Source organism: Corallococcus caeni (assembly GCF_036245865.1).
Classification (GTDB): domain Bacteria; phylum Myxococcota; class Myxococcia; order Myxococcales; family Myxococcaceae; genus Corallococcus; species Corallococcus caeni.
The window spans coordinates 518,340-535,186 of record NZ_BTTW01000001.1; the positions used below are offsets into that span (position 1 = coordinate 518,340).

Annotated in this window: 11 protein-coding genes; 4 read left to right on the plus strand and 7 right to left on the minus strand. The window is 72.7% G+C overall.

Features of this window, described 5'->3' with window-relative positions; genetic code table 11:
• Window positions 1-17 precede the first annotated feature (17 nt).
• From AABA78_RS02145 to AABA78_RS02155, 3 genes are read right to left on the minus strand one after another with little or no spacing between them, the layout of a single operon-like run.
• Window positions 18-2,945, minus strand: a complete 2,928-nt coding sequence (locus AABA78_RS02145; RefSeq protein ID WP_338261401.1) for an ATP-binding protein — start codon at window positions 2,943-2,945, stop codon at window positions 18-20.
• Complete coding sequence (locus AABA78_RS02150; protein ID WP_338261402.1) at window positions 2,942-3,727, minus strand: methyltransferase domain-containing protein; 786 nt, start codon at window positions 3,725-3,727, stop codon at window positions 2,942-2,944. The genes AABA78_RS02145 and AABA78_RS02150 overlap by 4 nt, the downstream gene beginning before the upstream one ends.
• A complete protein-coding gene (locus AABA78_RS02155; protein WP_338261403.1) occupies window positions 3,727-6,171 on the minus strand; it encodes a PilZ domain-containing protein in 2,445 nt (814 codons plus the stop codon). The genes AABA78_RS02150 and AABA78_RS02155 overlap by 1 nt, the downstream gene beginning before the upstream one ends.
• Window positions 6,172-6,550: 379 nt before the next feature.
• Between AABA78_RS02155 and nadA the strand changes: the two genes are divergently transcribed.
• Together nadA and AABA78_RS02165 are read left to right on the plus strand one after the other, a co-directional pair.
• The gene (nadA, locus tag AABA78_RS02160) at window positions 6,551-7,483 is read left to right on the plus strand and encodes a quinolinate synthase NadA (protein ID WP_171420181.1); all 933 of its coding nucleotides are present in this window, start codon (window positions 6,551-6,553) and stop codon (window positions 7,481-7,483) included.
• 86 nt (window positions 7,484-7,569) lie between these two features.
• On the plus strand, window positions 7,570-8,181 hold the full coding sequence (locus AABA78_RS02165; RefSeq protein ID WP_338261404.1) for a zinc ribbon domain-containing protein: 612 nt from the start codon (window positions 7,570-7,572) through the stop codon (window positions 8,179-8,181).
• A 52-nt stretch (window positions 8,182-8,233) separates the two neighbouring features.
• Here AABA78_RS02165 and AABA78_RS02170 read toward each other — a convergent pair whose 3' ends face one another.
• Window positions 8,234-8,611: a metallothionein gene (locus tag AABA78_RS02170; RefSeq protein ID WP_171420185.1), complete on the minus strand. Its 378-nt coding sequence runs from the start codon at window positions 8,609-8,611 to the stop codon at window positions 8,234-8,236.
• A gap of 183 nt (window positions 8,612-8,794) precedes the next feature.
• Between AABA78_RS02170 and AABA78_RS02175 the strand changes: the two genes are divergently transcribed.
• Window positions 8,795-10,357: a hypothetical protein gene (locus tag AABA78_RS02175; protein ID WP_338261405.1), complete on the plus strand. Its 1,563-nt coding sequence runs from the start codon at window positions 8,795-8,797 to the stop codon at window positions 10,355-10,357.
• A 23-nt stretch (window positions 10,358-10,380) separates the two neighbouring features.
• Entirely contained in the window at window positions 10,381-11,568 is a 1,188-nt protein-coding gene (locus tag AABA78_RS02180) for a hypothetical protein (protein ID WP_338261406.1), read from the plus strand.
• A gap of 72 nt (window positions 11,569-11,640) precedes the next feature.
• Here AABA78_RS02180 and AABA78_RS02185 read toward each other — a convergent pair whose 3' ends face one another.
• The 3 genes from AABA78_RS02185 to AABA78_RS02195 all read right to left on the minus strand — a co-directional run bounded on the left by AABA78_RS02185 (window position 11,641) and on the right by AABA78_RS02195 (window position 16,737).
• On the minus strand, window positions 11,641-12,387 hold the full coding sequence (locus AABA78_RS02185) for a hypothetical protein (RefSeq protein ID WP_338261407.1): 747 nt from the start codon (window positions 12,385-12,387) through the stop codon (window positions 11,641-11,643).
• 218 nt (window positions 12,388-12,605) lie between these two features.
• Window positions 12,606-15,464: a serine/threonine-protein kinase gene (locus AABA78_RS02190; protein WP_338261408.1), complete on the minus strand. Its 2,859-nt coding sequence runs from the start codon at window positions 15,462-15,464 to the stop codon at window positions 12,606-12,608.
• Between the two features lie 211 nt (window positions 15,465-15,675).
• Complete coding sequence (locus tag AABA78_RS02195; protein WP_338261409.1) at window positions 15,676-16,737, minus strand: hypothetical protein; 1,062 nt, start codon at window positions 16,735-16,737, stop codon at window positions 15,676-15,678.
• Window positions 16,738-16,847 lie beyond the last annotated feature (110 nt).

The following is a 16,847-nucleotide window of genomic DNA, read 5'->3' on the forward strand; positions in this document are numbered from 1 at the left end:
GTTCGTGGCCGGCCGCGTCAGCCCATGCGCCGCGACCACCGGCCGCGGCTCGCACCCGCGGTGGGGGTGGAGGCGAGGGGCTCCGCGTGCGCCGGGCGCAGGGGCAGGCGGACCTCCACCCGCGTGCCCTTGCCCATCTGGCTGGTGATGAGGATGCGCCCGCCGTGCTGCAGGACGATGCGGCGGCTGAGCGCCAGGCCCAGGCCGGTGCCCTCCCCTGCCGCGCGCGTGGAGAAGAAGGGCTGGAAGAGCCGCTCCAGATCCTCCGGGCGGATGCCCACGCCGGTGTCCACGATGGTGACGAGCGCCTCGTCGCCCTGCTGCGCCGTCTCCACCTGCACGCGGCCGGTGTCGCCCACCGCGCGCACCGCGTTGTCCAGGAGGTTGAGCCACACCTGGTTGAGGGTGCCCGGGTCGCCCCAGATGGGCTCCGCGCACTGGTACGAGCGCTCCACCACGACGCCCGGCGGGATGCGCCAGCCCAGCACGCTGAGCGTGGAGTCGAGCGCGGCATCCAACCGCACCGCCACGGGCTTCTCCGCCGTGCGCACGAAGGACAGGAGCGACTCCGCCAGGTGGCGGATGCGCTGGCCGCACTCCTCCATCACCTCCAGCATGGCGGGGCCCAGGTTGGGGTCGCCGCCGGTCTGCTTCCCCTGGACCACCTCCTTGAGCGGGATGAGCGCGTTCATCAGCCCGTTGAGGGGGTTGCGCACCTCGTGCGCGAAGCCGGAGGTGAGCAGGCCGATGGCCGCCAGCCGCTCGTTCTCCGCCGCGCGCACGGCCGCCTCGCGCAGGCGCAGCTGCGTCTCCACGCGCGCCAAGAGCTCGCGCGGGCTGAAGGGCTTGCCCAGGTAGTCGTTGGCGCCCGCGCCCAGGGCCTCCACCTTGGCGGACACCTCCTGGCGCGCGGTGAGCAGGATGACGGGCAGGTCCACCGTCTGCGCGTGGGAGCGCAGCTGCACCAGGAGGTTCAGGCCGGACAGCACCGGCATCATCACGTCGGACACCACCAGGTCCGGCCGCTCCTCCAGCGCGCGGCGCACGCCCTCCTCGCCGTTGGTGGCCTCCAGCACGCGGTAGCCCGGCGCGAGGATGTCCGCGATGAAGGCGCGGATCTCCGCGTCGTCCTCCACCACCAGGATGCGCGGCGCCTTCGCGTCCGCGCGCGTGTGGTCCTGCGGCTCCGAGGGGCGCTGCGCCCCGGCGACGGTGGCGGCCAGCACGGTGGCGAAGCGGCCGGAGCTGCGGCGCTCGCGGCGCGTGGGCAGGTCCGTGGCGCGGCGCTCGCGCAAATCCTCGCGCAGGTGCTGGGTGCCCTTGGGCAGCCGCACGCGGAAGCTGGAGCCCTGCCCCGGCGTGCTCGACACCTCGATGCCGCCCGAGTGCAATTCCAGCGTCTCCTTCACCAGCGCGAGGCCAATGCCGCTGCCCCCGAAGCGCCGCGTGCCGGACGTGTCCGCCTGGGCGAAGCGGTCGAAGATGACGGCCAGGTCCGCGGGCGCCATGCCCTGCCCGGTGTCCACCACCTCCACGTGCACGTCCGTGTCGTCCTCGCGCACGCGCACCGCGATGGTGCCGCCGGCCGGGGTGAACTTGAGCGCGTTGGAGACCAGGTTGTGGAACACGCCTTCAATCCGCTCCGCGTCCACGTGCACCGGGGACACCGGCCCGCCCTCCAGAACGAGGGTGAGCCCCTGCTTCTCCGCCACGGTGCGGAAGGGCAACAGCTGCGACGACAGGAACGCGTGCAGCTCCAGCGGCTGGTAGCGCAGGCGCACCTTGCCCGCCTCCAGCTGGGCCAGGTTGAGCAGGTTGTCGATGAGGCGCAGGAGCCGCTGCGTGCTCCGGTCCAGCGTCACCAGGTGCTGCCGCACCACGGTGGGCAGCGACTCCGGCTCTTTCTGGAGCGCATCCAGGGACAGCAGGATGAGCGTGAGCGGCGTGCGCAGCTCGTGGCTCACGTTGTCGAAGAACTCCGTCTTCAGCCGGTCCTGCTCACGCTGCTTGGCGAGCGCCGTCTCCAGCTTCGCGTTCGCCTCCGACAGCTCGCGCGTGCGCGCCACCACGCGGTCCTCCAGGGCCACGTTGCTGCCGAAGACCTCGTCGTAGCGCTGCTGCAGCTCCCGCAGCGAGCCCATGTTCGCCTGGGCCTGCGCCGCGAGCAGCTCGTCCTTGCGTTTGATTTCGCGCCGGCGGTCCAACCAGCCGCCCAGCGCGAAGCCGCCCACGCCCAGCGACGTCACGGAGAAGAGCGCGTCACCCCAGCCCAGGTGCGTGGCCAGCAGGCCGCTCACCATGCCCAGCAGCAGGCCCAGGTAGTGGCCCCAGAGCGTGGGCGGATCCGTCCAGGTCAGGTGGTAGCGGCACGCCTCGCCGCCCAGCACCTGGCACTCCGTCTCCCGCACCTCCGCGGGCGCCAGGCCCCAGATGGTGGGGAAGGACGCGAACTGGCCCATGCGCAGCTCGCAGATGTTGCGGTTCTGCTCCGGGATGCTGCTGCGGTAGGACAGCTTGAGCCGCTTGTGCTCCAGCAGGTCCACCGCGAACGTCCCCACCCGGTTGTAGCTGGGGGAGAAGTCGATGGTCTGCTTGTAGCAGGCCTTGGGCGAGCCGAAGGCGCGCAGCATGTAGAAGACGAAGCCCAGCGCCTGCGGTGACGCGGTGAACAGGCCCGCCTCGCGCATGAAGCGCGAGTCGCCGGACTCCTCGCGCAGCGCCGCCGCCACGCGCTCCAGGAAGCGCAGCGAGACGTAGTTCGTGGGCTGGCGCATGTAGTCCAGGCCCAGGGTGAACCCGTGATCGCGCCACACCTTGGCCAGCCGCTCCGCGCCGTAGCGGTGCTCGAAGTAGAGCAGCAGCGTGGACGTGGCGCGGACGCTCACCTCGGGGGCGTTGTCCGGTGACACGTCCTGCACCTTCACCGCCGGCAGGCGAGGGGTCACGGTTTCGTTCCTTCGGTGACCAGCGTCACCGCGTACTTCAGTCCCTCCGGGTCCTCGAGCATCGCCAGGAAGTCGTCGCAGTGCGACTGGTAGGCCGCCGGGCCGCCGAAGGCCGCCGCGCCCACCGGCGCCAGGGCCTCGAAGCGCGTCTTCCAGTCGCGCACCAACCTGTCCTCCGCGGCGCCCGCGCAGAGGTAGAAGGGCATCAGGTGCACGCGCACGTCGGCGAGGCCCGCGCGGCGGAACTCGGAGAACAGCTTGCGGCCCACGTACAGGTCGAACCCGCGCGTCGCCAGGGCCTCCACGATGCGCTGGGTGCCTTCTCGCAGGTGCTCCGGGAAGGGCCAGTTCTGGAAGCCCAGCCCGTCGATGTCGGACACCACCACCCGCCCCCCGGGCCGCGTCACGCGGATGAGCTCCGCGAGCGCGGCGTGCCGGTCCGGCAGGTACTCGAAGACGTACTGGCTCCAGGCGTAGTCGAACGCGTCCGCGGGCAGCCCCGTGGTGCGCACGTCCGCCTGGAGGAACGTCAGCCGCGGGCGGTGGGCGTTGCGCGCCCGGGCCTCCGCGACGCGGCCCTCGTGCAGGTCCACGCCGGTGACGTGGCCGCCCTCCCCCACCACCTCAGCCATCAGCTCCGCGATGCCGCCGGGGCCGCAGCCGGCGTCCAGCACCCGGTCCCCCGGCTTGAGGCCCGTGCGGTGCAGCATGGCGCGCGTGTCCTGGGACTGCTCCTGCTCCAGGAGGCGGCGGGACTCGTCCGCGGATTCCATCAGGTACATCACCGCGCCTCCTGGTTCGGGGCCTGCGCCGGAGCCGGCACGGGAGGCCGGCGCTTCGTGCGCCGCATGGGCAGCTGCCGTTCGAAGAGCGAGCGCCAGGCCTCGCACCAGCGGCGCACCATGGAGCGGTGGAAGGTCCACTCGGAGAAGCGGCCCTGGTCCACGAAGCCCAGCTCGCGCAGCACCGGCACGTCCAGCGCGTCCACCAGGCCCAGCGCCGCTCGCCGGTCCCGCTCGCGCGCGTGCGCCATGCACCGCAGCGTCAGCGCCGCCACGGCGTCCCTCGCGCGCGGGTGCTCCCGGTCCGGCACCACGAGGTTGAAGCCGTTGGTGACCTCGATGAGGCTCAGGCCCGGCGTGGCCTCGTCCTGGAGCGCCAGCGCGAGCGGCCCCGCGTCGCCGTCCACCACGAACATCCGCCGCTCCCGGTGCAGCCCCGCCGCCCGGAAGCGCTCGCCCAGGACGGCCTCCGCGCTGGAGTCCGCGCGCAGGTCCTCGCTGAGCAGGCGCACCATCTCCCCCCTGCGGCGCAGGTACGACTCCAGCCACTGGCGGTCCTCCGGGCCCGCGTCGCGCACGGCGGGCAGCGCCGCCGCGTCCACGGCGGGCGTCACCTCCAGGTCCGCGCGCAGGTAGTGGAACTGGCGCAGGTGGCACAGCCCCTGCCCCTCCAGCACGCGCGCCAGCCACGTGCCCAGCCGGTGCGGCCAGCGGTTGTCGGTGCGCCACATGTAGCGGATGAACTCCACGTCCTCCATCGCCTCGCCCACCTCCACCGCGAGCGACGTGAGTTCGCTGGAGATCTGCTCGCTGCGACGGAAGCCCGGCATCACGGCCAGGTGCTGCACCAGCCACGTGCCGGAGTACATGCGCAGGCCATTGACGTGGCCCAACAGCCGCCGTGAATCCGTGAAGACGAGCGAGCGCCCCAGCTCCCGCGCGCGGCCCAACCGCTCGTGCGTGGCCTCCAGCACGGGCAGCACGCGGGACTCCTCGCCGAAGGGGTGGTCCGGGTGGAAGGTGTAGTGGGCGGCCTCCATCATCCGCCACAGGTCCGGGAAGCGGAACACCGCGCCGTCGCGCACCTGGGGCGCCCGCGCGGACACGAACGCGTCCACGATGGCGTCGCGCACCGCGCGCGGCATGTCCAGGATGCGCACGCCGCAGCGGTAGGGGCGCAGGCGCTGATCATGCCGGGACTCGAAGGGGACGACGTCCGCCGAGCGCACCTCCACGCGGCACGCCACCTCCGAGCCGTCCGGCAAGAGCAGCGTGGTGTCCAGGTGCGAGCCCACCGGCAGCACCTCGCACGACGCGTCGATGGGGAAGGCGAACCCGCGCGCGCCCAGGTCCAGCACCGCGCGGGTGATGCGCTGGCCGCTGAACGGCGAGGTGAAGCGCACGAGGAAGCGGTGGTGCGCGCTGGGGCGGAAGCGTTGCTGCCCGCGCCGGTTCTCCACCGCCAGCGAGCGGGGCATGCCCAGGGCCACGCCGTCATGCCCCACGTGGAGCATGCTGGTGACGCCCCGGTAGCGCTGGCCGCCCATCTCGAAGGCGAGGTGGACGACCTCCCCCACGCTCGCGGGCAGCGCCGCGGACACCCGCCCGCGCAGGAGGCCGCGCTCGTCGCAGGCCTCCACCGTGGCGGACTCCAGCCGGAAGTGCGCCGTGTGGCTGTCCGGCGGGTGCAGCCACACGGGCAGCTCGCGCCGCAGCGCCTTGCGCAGCGCGGCCTGCACCGCCACCGCGTCCCGCAGCGTGCGCGGCGGGGCGGCCGTGGACTCGTCCGCGGCGGGCCGCCAGGAGATGCCCACGCGCAGGAACGCGTGCGTCCCCTGCTGCACGGGGGTCGCGTGGCGCACGTACGCGCGCGCCACGTGCAGCACGGGCCGGCCGTCGCGCACCATGGACAGCGAGTCCAGGGGCGTGCCCGGAAGGAAGGCCCCCATCGACGCGTCCATGGGGACCTGGAGCGCCGCGCCGAAGTGGCCCAGGTCCTGGCACTCCGCGCTGAAGGGCCGGTCGCGCAGCAGGAAGTCCACGCGCATCCCCGCGTCCAGCACCACGCGCGTGGAGGCGCGCAGCTGGAGGATGTCGCGCAGGCGCATGCTCAGCTCGCCTTCGCTCAGCGCGTCATCCACCGTGCTGAAGACGTGCCCCTCCGCGGCCGTCTCCACCAGCTCCTCCAGGCCCTGCTGATCCGACCGCGCGCAGACGAACACGCAGACGGCCTCCGGCGCGGCGCGGTCCACGTGGCGCAGGAAGCGGCGCGCGTTGTCCGCGGGCGCGATGATCAGCGTGGGCACGGACGCCTCCATGCGCCGCGTGGCCTCCAGCTGTGAACCCACCACCGAGACCCGGTGTGCTCGCAACGCGGACTTCAGCGCGTTGCGGCGCAGCTCGTTGGGGTGGACGATGAGGACTTCGTGAGTCGGCACGCTCATGGATTTTTCCCGACGCGCAAGAGCCACACCGGCGCCCGTGCATGGCGCCATTCCCGTCGACGCGGGGCTCGCACGCGCCCCGTTCCCGCCATCCACATGTCTTGAGTGCCCGAGCCAGGTGCTCTCTCTTGTTGCCAGCGGGTTCCGCGCTGAGACGCCTTCCCGGTGAGCCGCCGGCGAACAACCCGCGCGTACTTTACCTGCTCCCACGGATTAGGTGATGTACGCGGGGGTGAGAGGACTTTTCGGAATAGGTTAAAGGTGCGCGGTCAACCGGGACCCCTTGGTGGGTAGGACGCGCGGACTCAGTGCGGCCGCGCGCGCTGGCCCCGGGGCCCGGACGCCGTTACAGAATGCGCGGGCGACGAGGAGGCCCCCCATGGGCGAGACGGTCGATTACGAGGCGGGCATCCGGGAGCTGAAGCGCTCCATGAACGCGGTCATCCTGGCGCACTACTACCAGGAGAGCGAGGTGCAGGACGTGGCCGACTTCGTCGGCGACAGCCTGGCGCTGGCGCAGGCGGCGGCGCGGACGGAGGCCGACGTCATCGTTTTCTGCGGTGTGCACTTCATGGCGGAAACCGCGAAGATTCTGAATCCCACCCGACAGGTGTTGCTCCCGGACCTCAAGGCCGGCTGCTCGCTGTCGGACCGCTGCCCCCCCGCGGCCTTCAAGGCGTTCAAGGACAAGCACCCGGACGCCTTCGTGGTGTCGTACGTGAACAGCTCCGCCGCGGTGAAGGCGATGAGCGACGTCATCTGCACGTCGTCCAACGCCGTGCGCATCGTGAACCAGATTCCGAAGGACCGCCCCATCCTCTTCGCGCCGGATCAACACCTGGGCCGGCACGTGATGAAGGAGACGGGCCGCGACATGGTGCTGTGGCCGGGCAGCTGCATCGTCCACGAAATCTTCAGCGAGAAGAAGCTCGTGGGGCTGAAGGTGGAGCACCCGGACGCGGAGGTGGTGGCCCACCCGGAGTGCGAGCAGCAGGTGCTGCGGCACGCGGACTTCATCGGCTCCACCAAGGCCATCCTGGATTACGTGGTGAAGAGCCCGAAGCAGAAGTTCATCGTGGTGACGGAGGCGGGCATCCTCCACCAGATGAAGAAGGCCGCGCCGGGCAAGACGTACATCCCGGCGCCGCCGGACAACGGGTGCGCGTGCAACGAGTGCCCGTACATGCGCCTCAACACGATGGAGAAGCTCTACCGGTGCATGAAGGACCGGACCCCGGAGCTGGTGCTGCCGGCGGACCTGCAGCACGCGGCGCTGGCGCCCCTGCGGCGGATGCTGGAGTGGTCCGCCTGAAAAAGGCGGACGCGGACTGTCGCCCGCGTCCCACCTACAGCAACTCGCGTCTTGCGGACGGCGGGCCCAAGTGCCATGGAAGAGACGTGGCCTTCCGATTTCTCGCACTTCCCGCCCACCGGCTGGTGGACTTCCCCAAGACCCTGCCGGACGACGAGCGCCTCGAGCCGGACCTGCCGCCGGTGATGGAGGCCGTGGAGCGCGCCCTCGCTGGCGCCGAGTTCCGCGACCTGAAAGCCCGCGACCGCATGCGCGCCCTGCTCCAGGGGGACCGTCCCCCGGCCCTGGGCTCGCCGGGCAAGGGCTTTGGCCCCAGCGCCATCTTCGCCCAGCCGCCCCAGGACCTGCCCGCGCTGCTGCGCATGGCGGACGAGCTGGAGCAGCTGGCGCGCCGGGAGGCGGGAGAGCGCGCGCTGGTGTGGAAGTGCGGCGAGTGCAGCGCCCGCTACGCGGTGCCGGTGGCCCTGGTGCGCCAGGTGTCCATCCGCTGCGAGCGCTGCGGCCACCCGGTGCAGCTGTCCTCGCAACAGAGCCTGGGGGAAGAGGCCCTCATCGACCCGTTCCAGGGCGCGGTGAACACCAGCCGGCATGAGCTGGCGGCCTTCTTCCGTGAGGCGATGGCGCGCGGCTGGCCCGTGCTCGTGTCCGAGGGCGGCGCCCCTGCCCCGCGCGGGCGTCCGTCCAGCCCGACGGCCTGAGCCCACCGCCCGGGCTTCCAACGGGGGCTCTTCCAGAAGCCCCCTCCCCGCTTCAGATGAAGATGCCGGCGGAGGCGTCGTTGCGCGCCTCCTGGAGTTCCTGCGTCGCGGGACGGCCGCGCAGCGCGTCCATCACCTGACGCGGCGCATGACGGCCCGAGCACTTGGAGCACTCGCACTTGCCGCGCTTGCAGGTGCAGTCCGCCTTGCTGCCGCAGGAGCACTTCGCCGTCAGCACCTGGTCCAGCTCCTCCAGCGGGCGCGGCGCCTCGTCCTGCTTCGCTTCCGGGGACGGCGTCTGGGCCTGCCGCGCGGTGCCCTTGGACGCGGCCGCCTTCGCGTGGGCCTCGCAGGCGTGGGCGCTGACGGGCACCAGCCAGAGGCCGCCCAGCAGCAATCCCGCGGTCATCAACGTCGCGCTGCGTGCCATGTCCGCTCTCCTTGGCGAGGCGCCGTGAAGTCCTGGGGGGAGACGCCCGCCGCTACCGGCCTATAGCGCAGGGCATTCCCCCTGCCAAGGCATTCGCACGCACCTTTGCCTACCCATTAACAGGGCACACGGTGCGCTCGCCCGGCGCGGGGGCGCGCGCGTACAGTCCGCGCCCTCCTGCCCGTGACGAATCGAACCGACCGCATCGCCTTCGCCGCCGCGCTCGTGCTCGGGGCGCTCCCGCTCTGGGTGTCGCGCGCCATCCCCATGGTGGACCTGCCGCAGCACCTGTACCTCATCTCGGTGCTGCACCGGCTGGACGACCCGACGACGCTGTACCCCACGCTGTTCGCGGCGCGGCACGAGCTGACGCCCTACCTCGGTTACTACTACCTCGTCAGCGCGCTCAACTGGCTGCTGCCGCTGGAGCTGGCCAACCGCGTCTTCCTCACCGCGTACGTGGTGGGGATGCCGCTGGGCATGGCCTTCCTCTTGCGCAGCCTGGGCCGGCCGTCGTGGCCCGCGCTGCTGACGCTGCCGCTCGCGTACGGGGACAGCTTCGGCTGGGGCTTCATCAACTACCTGGCGGCCCTGCCGCTGACGCTGCTGTGCTGCGGCCTGTTCGTGCGGACGCTGACGGACGCACCGCGCCGCGCACGCTGGGGTGTGGGGCTGGCGGCGTGCCTGGTGGCGGTGCTGCTCTTCCACGTGCAGGCCTTCGGGTTCCTGGCGTTCGGGCTGCCGTGGCTGCTCCTCACCACGCCGGTGCCGGAGGACGCGGCGGCGAAGGGCGTTGTCGCCCGGCTGCGGCCGCGCGTGCCGGCGCTGCTGGGCGTGGTGCCCGGCGTGGCGCTGTTCCTGTCCTGGGTGGTGCTCCGGTTCGGCAACCCGCCGGACATCCAGCCGGGCGCGCCGTGGAAGGCGTGGGGGCCCACGTTCTCGCCGCAGAACCTGGCGTGGAAGGGCTTCGAGCAGAACCGCGCGGAGTTCTTCCAGGTGCTCGCCAACACGTTCCACGACGGCTCGGACCGCTGGCCCCTGTACGCGGTGGGCGCGGTGGCGGTGGCGGGCTGGGTGCTGGGCGTCGTGGGGCCGGGGACCCGGCGCGAGGGCCTGGTGGCGCGCTGGCGGCTGTTGGGGCTGGGCGTGCTGGCGCTGGCGCTCTACTTCCTGCTGCCCTTCGACATCCGGGGGTACGTCTACTACCTCAACACGCGCTACGCGCACCTGGCCGCGGCGCTGCTGGTGGCGAGCATGCCGGCGGCGCGGGCGGAGTGGCGGCGGCCCCTGGGGCTGGCGGCGGCGGCGAGCGCGTTGCTGCTGGCCTTCGTGATGGGGCGCGGCTTCCAGCGCTTCTCCGAGGAGGCCCGCGAGTTGGAGGTGCTGTCCGGCCTGGCCGCGAACCGGCCGAAGGTGATGGGGCTGGTGTTCGACCCGCGCTCCAGCGTGGTGCGCTTCCCCGTCTTCATCCACGCCGCGGCGGTGGTGGCGCGCGAGCGCGGCGGGGTGCCCAACTTCACGTTCGCCACGACGCCGCACTCGCCGCTGCGCTACCGGGGGGAGGTGCCGCCCACCTTCCCTTCCGAGTGGCGGCCCCAGGAGCTGGACTACGCGACGCAGGGCACCTGGTACGACCACTTCCTCGTGCGCGGGGTGCATCCGTCCCGCGTCTTTGGCGGACGGTTGCAGTCGGAACTGGTCATCGTGGGACAGGCCGGAGGGAGCTGGCTGGTGCGGCGGCGGTAGGGCGTGAAGTAGAACCGCCGCGCATGAGCCCTGCCTCCACCGAGCCCCGCCCCCTGCTGGATGCGCTGCGCGCCGGCACACCCCTGCCCGCCTTCCCGGAGGCGGACGTCGCGCGGGCCCGGAGGCTCGTGGACGACGTGGGCGCCGCGGCCCCGGCGGACGTGGAGGCGCTGCCGGAGGCCCTGGCGGGCGCGGTGCTGGAGGCCGCCGTGCTGGCGGGCCAGGTGGCGCTGCCGGAGGCCCTGTCCGCCTCCGCGGTGAAGCCCCTGGCCAAGGCCGCGAAGAAGGCGCTCTACCGGCTGCGCTCGCGCGGCGTCACCCCGCCGGAGGCTCCGAAGGCGGCGCCCGCCCCCGCGGCGCCGGAGACGCTGCCCACGCTGGTGACGCTGGTGTCCTCGACGGGGCAGTACGGCCTGCTGCTCACGCGCGTGGTGCGCGGCGGCGTGGAGCTGCTCCAGGCCATCGTGTCGGACGAACAGGGCGTGCTGGAGCTCACCCGCACCGAGCAGAGCCGGGGAGACCTCCGCCGCATCCTCAAGCACGGGCTCCAGAACGGCTTCGGCATGGAGATCACCCGCGAGGAGGGAGCCCGGCTGCTCGCGGAGGCCGCGGCGCTCAACCTGCGCACCCGCACGCCCTTCCCGCCGGACCTGGAGGCCGCGCTGCGCCACCACGGCGTGCAGCCCGTCCACGAGCCCGAGCCCCTCCCCGCCCCCGAGCCCGACGACGTGCGCCATGCCCTGGAGGGCGATCAGCTCCACGCGACGCCGGAGATCGCGGAGTGGATGCCGCCCGACGCGGAGGTGCGGGGGTTGATGGAGCAGGTGCAGGCGCTGGCCTCGAGCCCCCTGGCGTTGAGCGGAGCGCAGCGCCAGGAGCAGGTGCGGCAGCGCGTGCTGGACGCGGCGCGGGCCTTCTTCACCCCGGAGGTGCGCCAGCGCTACGCGCGCCGCCTGTGGCGCATGGCGGCCTTCTTCGACGCGACCGGGCGGGCCCTCCAGGCGGACATCGCGAGGGGCGAGGCCCGGCGCCTCTTCCACGGGCTCGACGAGCCCTTCTCCCGCTTCGCGGAGACCCTCTTCGCCAAGGTGGTGGTCCTGGCCGCGGCGGGTGCGCAGGCCCAGGCGGAGCAGGGCACCGCGGCCCCGGGTGAGCCCCCGGCCGCGCCCACGCACGAGCGGCGCAGCCCCGGCGGCCTCATCCTGCCCTGACGCGTCCAGGCCCGTCAGGGTGGCCCGCGTCCCGGACGCCTCGAGGGCGCCCCGGGAGCGGGCCCGTCCGCATCAGAGCTGCTCCGTGCGGGCGCACAGGAGCAGGTCCAGGTTCTCCCGCTCCCAGGCGAGCGCCCGCTGGTAGTCGTGGAAGCGCTTCTCGTGCTCCATCAACTCCGGCGGGTGGATGCAGCGCCGGCCGTCCTCGCCCCTGCGGGCGCGGTAGACGTGGTGCAGCATCTCGTGGAAGACGATCCACTCCACGAAGTACCGGGGCACCAGCGGCTGATCCAACGCCGGGTGGATGCGGATGACCTTCGAGTCCGCCGAGTACGAACCCATCTTGATGCTCTTGCGAGGCCCCTTCACCCGGGGCGCCGGCCCGTAGGTGATGGCCGCGTCGATGCGGCTCTGGAAGTAGCGCTCGTTGAGCCGCTCATAGATGCGCCCCAGGTCGTGGTAGCGCCCCACCGGCGACAGCCTCAGCCGCTTGCGCATCTGCGCCGGGGACAGCCGGCGGATGAAGATGCGGTTGCGCTCGATGTAGCGGTCCAGCAGCGCGCTGGCGTCCGCGTCCCCCTTGCGCACGAAGCTGGCGAGCGCCTGGAGCACGTCGTCCGGCGCGGCCAGGAACATGTGGTGCAGCCTCAGCCGCCACAGCGCGCGCTGACGTTGGAACGTCAGCATCGTGTGGGTGTTGTCGTGGATCTCCACCGCCACCTTCCCCCGCAGCCGCGTGCGCAGCCGGCGCTCCAACACGCGCCGCCACACCTTCACCAGTCGGTTGGGCTCAGGGGCGACCGGGAGCTGCCGGGCCACCCTCCCCGCGGGGTAGGTCCTCTGTCGTGTGATGTTCTTCCGCTTCTTCGCGCGAGCCATAGAGGGGCCGGAGTCTACGGACCCCTCTGACATGTGTAAACGCGCCCGCTTGGTGGAAAGCCAAGGAATTCCAACGACTTAAGGGCACTCAAGCTTACCCGGTCCTACGTGTCCTCCGGGGGGTGCGGATGCCGCATACGCGTAAGTCGCCGTGCCAATTAGCGTCGCCTGCGGCATGGGACCCGGAGCGTCTGGAGTTCCCCGGTTACAGGTCGGACGTTGTAGGTCTCAATGCCCCGAGGTGCACGCTTTCCCGGGCAGGTGTACTGGACGCGGAGCGGGCCGGGAGCCAGGGCGACCACCTGGTTGATGGGCAGCTTCCCGCCCCCCGGCCGGCCAAGCACGGTGCGCACCGGGGCCTCGAAGCGGACCTCCACGGTGGCGGGGGGAGGCGGCTCGACGGGGGCCGCCGTTTCCACGACCGGCGGGGCCGCCACTTCGGTGCCCGCCGCGGCCACCACCACTCCCGCGTCCGGCGCCGTCGCCGGCTCCGCGAGGACGGGGGCGGCGGGCTTCGGCGACGCGGCCTCTTCAGGAACGGGAGCGGGCGCCTTCACGGGGGCCGTGCCCTGGGGACCGGGCCGCGCCGGGCCGCCCATGGGGGCCCCCTTCATGGGCGCGGGGGGCGCCTGCGCCTCCGGACCGAAGAGGCCCATCATCCACGCGAGCCCCAGGCCCAGCACGGCGAAGAGCGCCACGCCCAGCACCAGCAGCACGGCCAGGCGCGAGCGCTTCGGCGCGCTCGAGGCGTCGAGCGTGTCGGGCCCCTCGTCGTCGTAGGCCTCGTCCTCTTCGACGGGGGCACGCACGGCCCGCCGGGGCGGCCGGCGCGGCGCCTGGAACCCGATGGTGGACTCGTCGTCGTCCGGGTCTCCCGAGGACACGGGCGTCGGGTCCGTGAGGCTCACCGCGGAGGGCCCCGGGTCGGTGTTGAAGCGCTCGTCGTCCTCGGGCGACGGCCGCGGCGGCGGGCGCACGGCGCGAGCCCCGGAGTTGCCGGCCGGAGGGGAGCGGTTCGCGTCGCTGGACGGCGAGGCCCCACGGCGCGGGCCCGGAGGCTGCGACAGGCGCCCGTCGTCCCCCATGCGCCGGGGGCCGGACGACAGCGGCTCGGAGCGGCCGTCCTCGGAGGACGCCATGCGCCGGGGGCTGGACGACAGCGGCTCGGAGCGGCCGTCGTCGGAGGACGCCATGCGCCGGGGGCCGGACGACAGCGGCTCGGAGCGGCCGTCCTCGGAGGACGCAATGCCCGACCGGCGCGGGGCCGGAGGCGGCGTCGTGGCGCGGTCATCCGGAGCATGGGGCGGCGTGCGGCGCGGGGTGGGCGCGAACGGGTCGTCCGATGCGCCGGCGCCTCGCGGCATGGCCACGCCGGACGACGGGCGCCGCGAACGGTCCGAGGCGCCCCGCTCTCCCGACGGTCCCGAGCGCGCGGTGGGCTCCGGAGGGCCGCCCCGGCGCACCGGCGCGGGCGTGGGCACGACGGCCCGGGGACGGCGCGCGCGCAGCGGCACGGTGGAGTCGGCGTCCTCGTCCTCCTCCTGCGCCTCCTCATCCCAGGCCTGCGCCTCGAACACGGGCTCCAGGTGGCGGCGCGGCGCGGGCGCTCCGGGCATCGTCCCGACGGCGGTGGACTCGCCGTCATCGTCCTCATCGTCGTCGTCGCGGCCCGTAGGCAGGTCGCGCGGCCGCGCCATCTGCGTCTCGGGCTCGCCCTCCTCCGCGTCCCAGGCGCGCAGCGCGGCGGCCTCCGCCGTGGGCCGGCGCGCGGGAGGCCGGGCCACCAGCCCCACGGGCGTCAGCGCCGAGGGCCCCCGAGGCTGTGATGCCGTGCCGCCCAGCGGCAGCGTGCGCGCGCCCGTGTCCTCGTCCTCCGTCAGCGGCAGGGTGCGCGCCGCGGTGTCCTCGGGGAGCGGCAGCGTGCGCGCGGCGGTGTCCTCCTCCGCGTCCGACAGGGGCAGCGTGCGCGCGGCGGTGTCCTCCGGCAGGTCGGGCACCGGCGGCGGCAGCGGCGTGCGCAGGGACGGCAGCGGCAGGGTGGCCTCGTGCCGGCCCGCGCGCTTCGCCGGGGGGATGTGGAGCACGGTGCGCTCCTCCTTCTCCCCCAGGAGCCGCGCGATGTACGACGCCACGTCCAGGCTCTGCTTGAGCACGCCGGATGCGAGGAACGCCTCCAGGTCGTTGCGCACGTCGGAGGCCCGCTGGTAGCGCTGGGTGCGGTCCTTCACCAGGCACCGCATCACGATGCGCGACAGGGCCTCCGGGTAGTCCGGGCGCACCAGGTGCGGCGGCGTCGCCTCCTCGTGGCGGATGGCGTAGAGGATGCCTTCCGTGGTGGCGCGGTGGAAGGGCTGCTTGCCGGTGGTGATTTCATACAGCATCACCCCCAGCGCGTAGATGTCCGCCCGGTGGTCCAGCCGCTCCTGCATGATCTGCTCGGGCGACAGGTAGAGGAACTTCCCCTTGATGACGCCCGGCTTGCTGCGCTCCATGAACGCGCCGGCCTTGGCGATGCCGAAGTCGACGAGCTTCACGCGCCCGTCGTAGGAGATCATCACGTTCTGCGGAGAGACGTCCCGGTGGATCAGCTCCAGCGGGCGCCCATCCACGCCGCGGCTGAAGTGCGCATGGTCCAGGCCCGCCGCGATGGCCGCGCAGATCTTCGCCGCGACGCCGTACGGCATGGAGGCGCCGAACTTGTGCTCCTCCACGAGCACGCGGCGCAGGTCCACGCCCTCCACGTACTCCATGCAGATGAAGATGTTGTCCCCCTCCTTCCCCAGCTCGTGCACCTGCACGATGTTGGGGTGGTGGAGCTGGGCGGCGATGCGCGCCTCGTCCAGGAACATCTGGACGAACTCCGGCTCCTCGGAGAGGTACGGGAGGATCCGCTTGATGACCACCAGCGTGGGGTCCGGCGGCTTGTGCGCCAGGAACAGCTCCGCCATCCCGCCCAGCGCGAGGCGCTTGATGAGCAGGTACTTTCCGAACGGGGTGGCCGTCTGGGGCGAGCTCAAGGACGTGAAAGGTGGGCCGCGGGTGGAACTTTGAACCGTGTCCGGAGCCTACCTGCAATCCCGCCCCGGGGGGAGCCGTCCGACCCGCCCGGCGCGGACTCTAGGCAGGGCCGGCGGGCCACGCGAACTTTCGGGCCCCGGAAACACGACCGCCCCCCAGGGCTCAGGGCCCTGGGAGGCGGACGGGAGAGAGCGTCAGGCGTCAGGCGGACTACGGGAAGGCCGCGCCGTTCACCTGGCCCGGCAGGTCGGTGCAGTCCTGCGGGATGAGGGTGTAGGTGTAGCGCTGGTCGGTGCCCGGCACGCCGCTGTCCTTGTCGTTGGCGCCGCAGCCCGTGATGTCCGTGCCGCCGTCCTCGCAGCCCGCGAAGGTGTAGGTGTCCCACACGCCGCTGATGCCGTTGGGGAACGTCACCGCGCCGCCGTCCAGGGCCGCCTTCTGGTAGTCGCAGCGGGTGCCGCCGTCGCCGGACGAGTCACGCGTCTTGGCGTGGTAGACGAGGATGCCGCCCGTCACCTCGAAGCCGTAGTGGATGGTGCCCGCGTCCGCGTTGTCCAGACGCTGGAGCTGGCTCGGCTGCGGGTTGGTCAGCGTGAGCGGACCCGCCAGGTGCACGCGCGTGCCCAGGTAGGACGCGGAGCTCTGGGGCGCCGCGAGCGACGCCGTCAGGTCCTCCGCCGTCACCTCGTTGGCCGGCGGCCGGGCGTCCACGCCCGCGTCGGACTTCACGGTGATGTTGAGCGTCTTCGCGTTGCGGAAGTCGTTCGCCAGGTGGTGGCGGCGGCCGCTGAACGGCTGGTAGTTCGGCTCCGTGCCGAAGTAGCCCTCGATGTCGATCTTGTTGCCCGGCTGGGGGTGATACGTGTCCGGCAGGTCCGTGTAGAACTTGGTGATGTAGAGGCCTTCCTTCGGCGCGGCCGGATCCGTCACCCAGAAGAACGAGCGCCACTGCACCCCGTCATTGCCCAGCTTCTCGTAGTCCACGTCGGTGACGACCACGTCACGCAGCGTCACCTTCGTGTTGAACGGCACCTTGCGCGCCGCGGCGATCTGGTTCGCCGTGCCCGCGCCGCCGTCCGTGCCCGCGTCGCCCGTGCCCGCGTCGTTGGTGCCCGCGTCGTTGGTGCCCGCGTCGGTGCTGCACACGCCCGTACAGCCGGCGTCCGGCGTCGGGGTGGGGTTGTCGTCGTCACGTCCGCCACAGCCGGCCGCCGTGGCCATCGCCGCGGCAGCCAGGAGGGCCGCAGCGCCCAGCTTCTTGCGCAGTTCCATTCGTATCTCTCCGGGGGGTTGAGGGCGCCGCGATTCTTGAAGTCCGACGCCGGTCGGGCTGAGGATTCAAGCCCTTATACCGGCGGCCGAGCGGGGCCGGCAAGGAACGG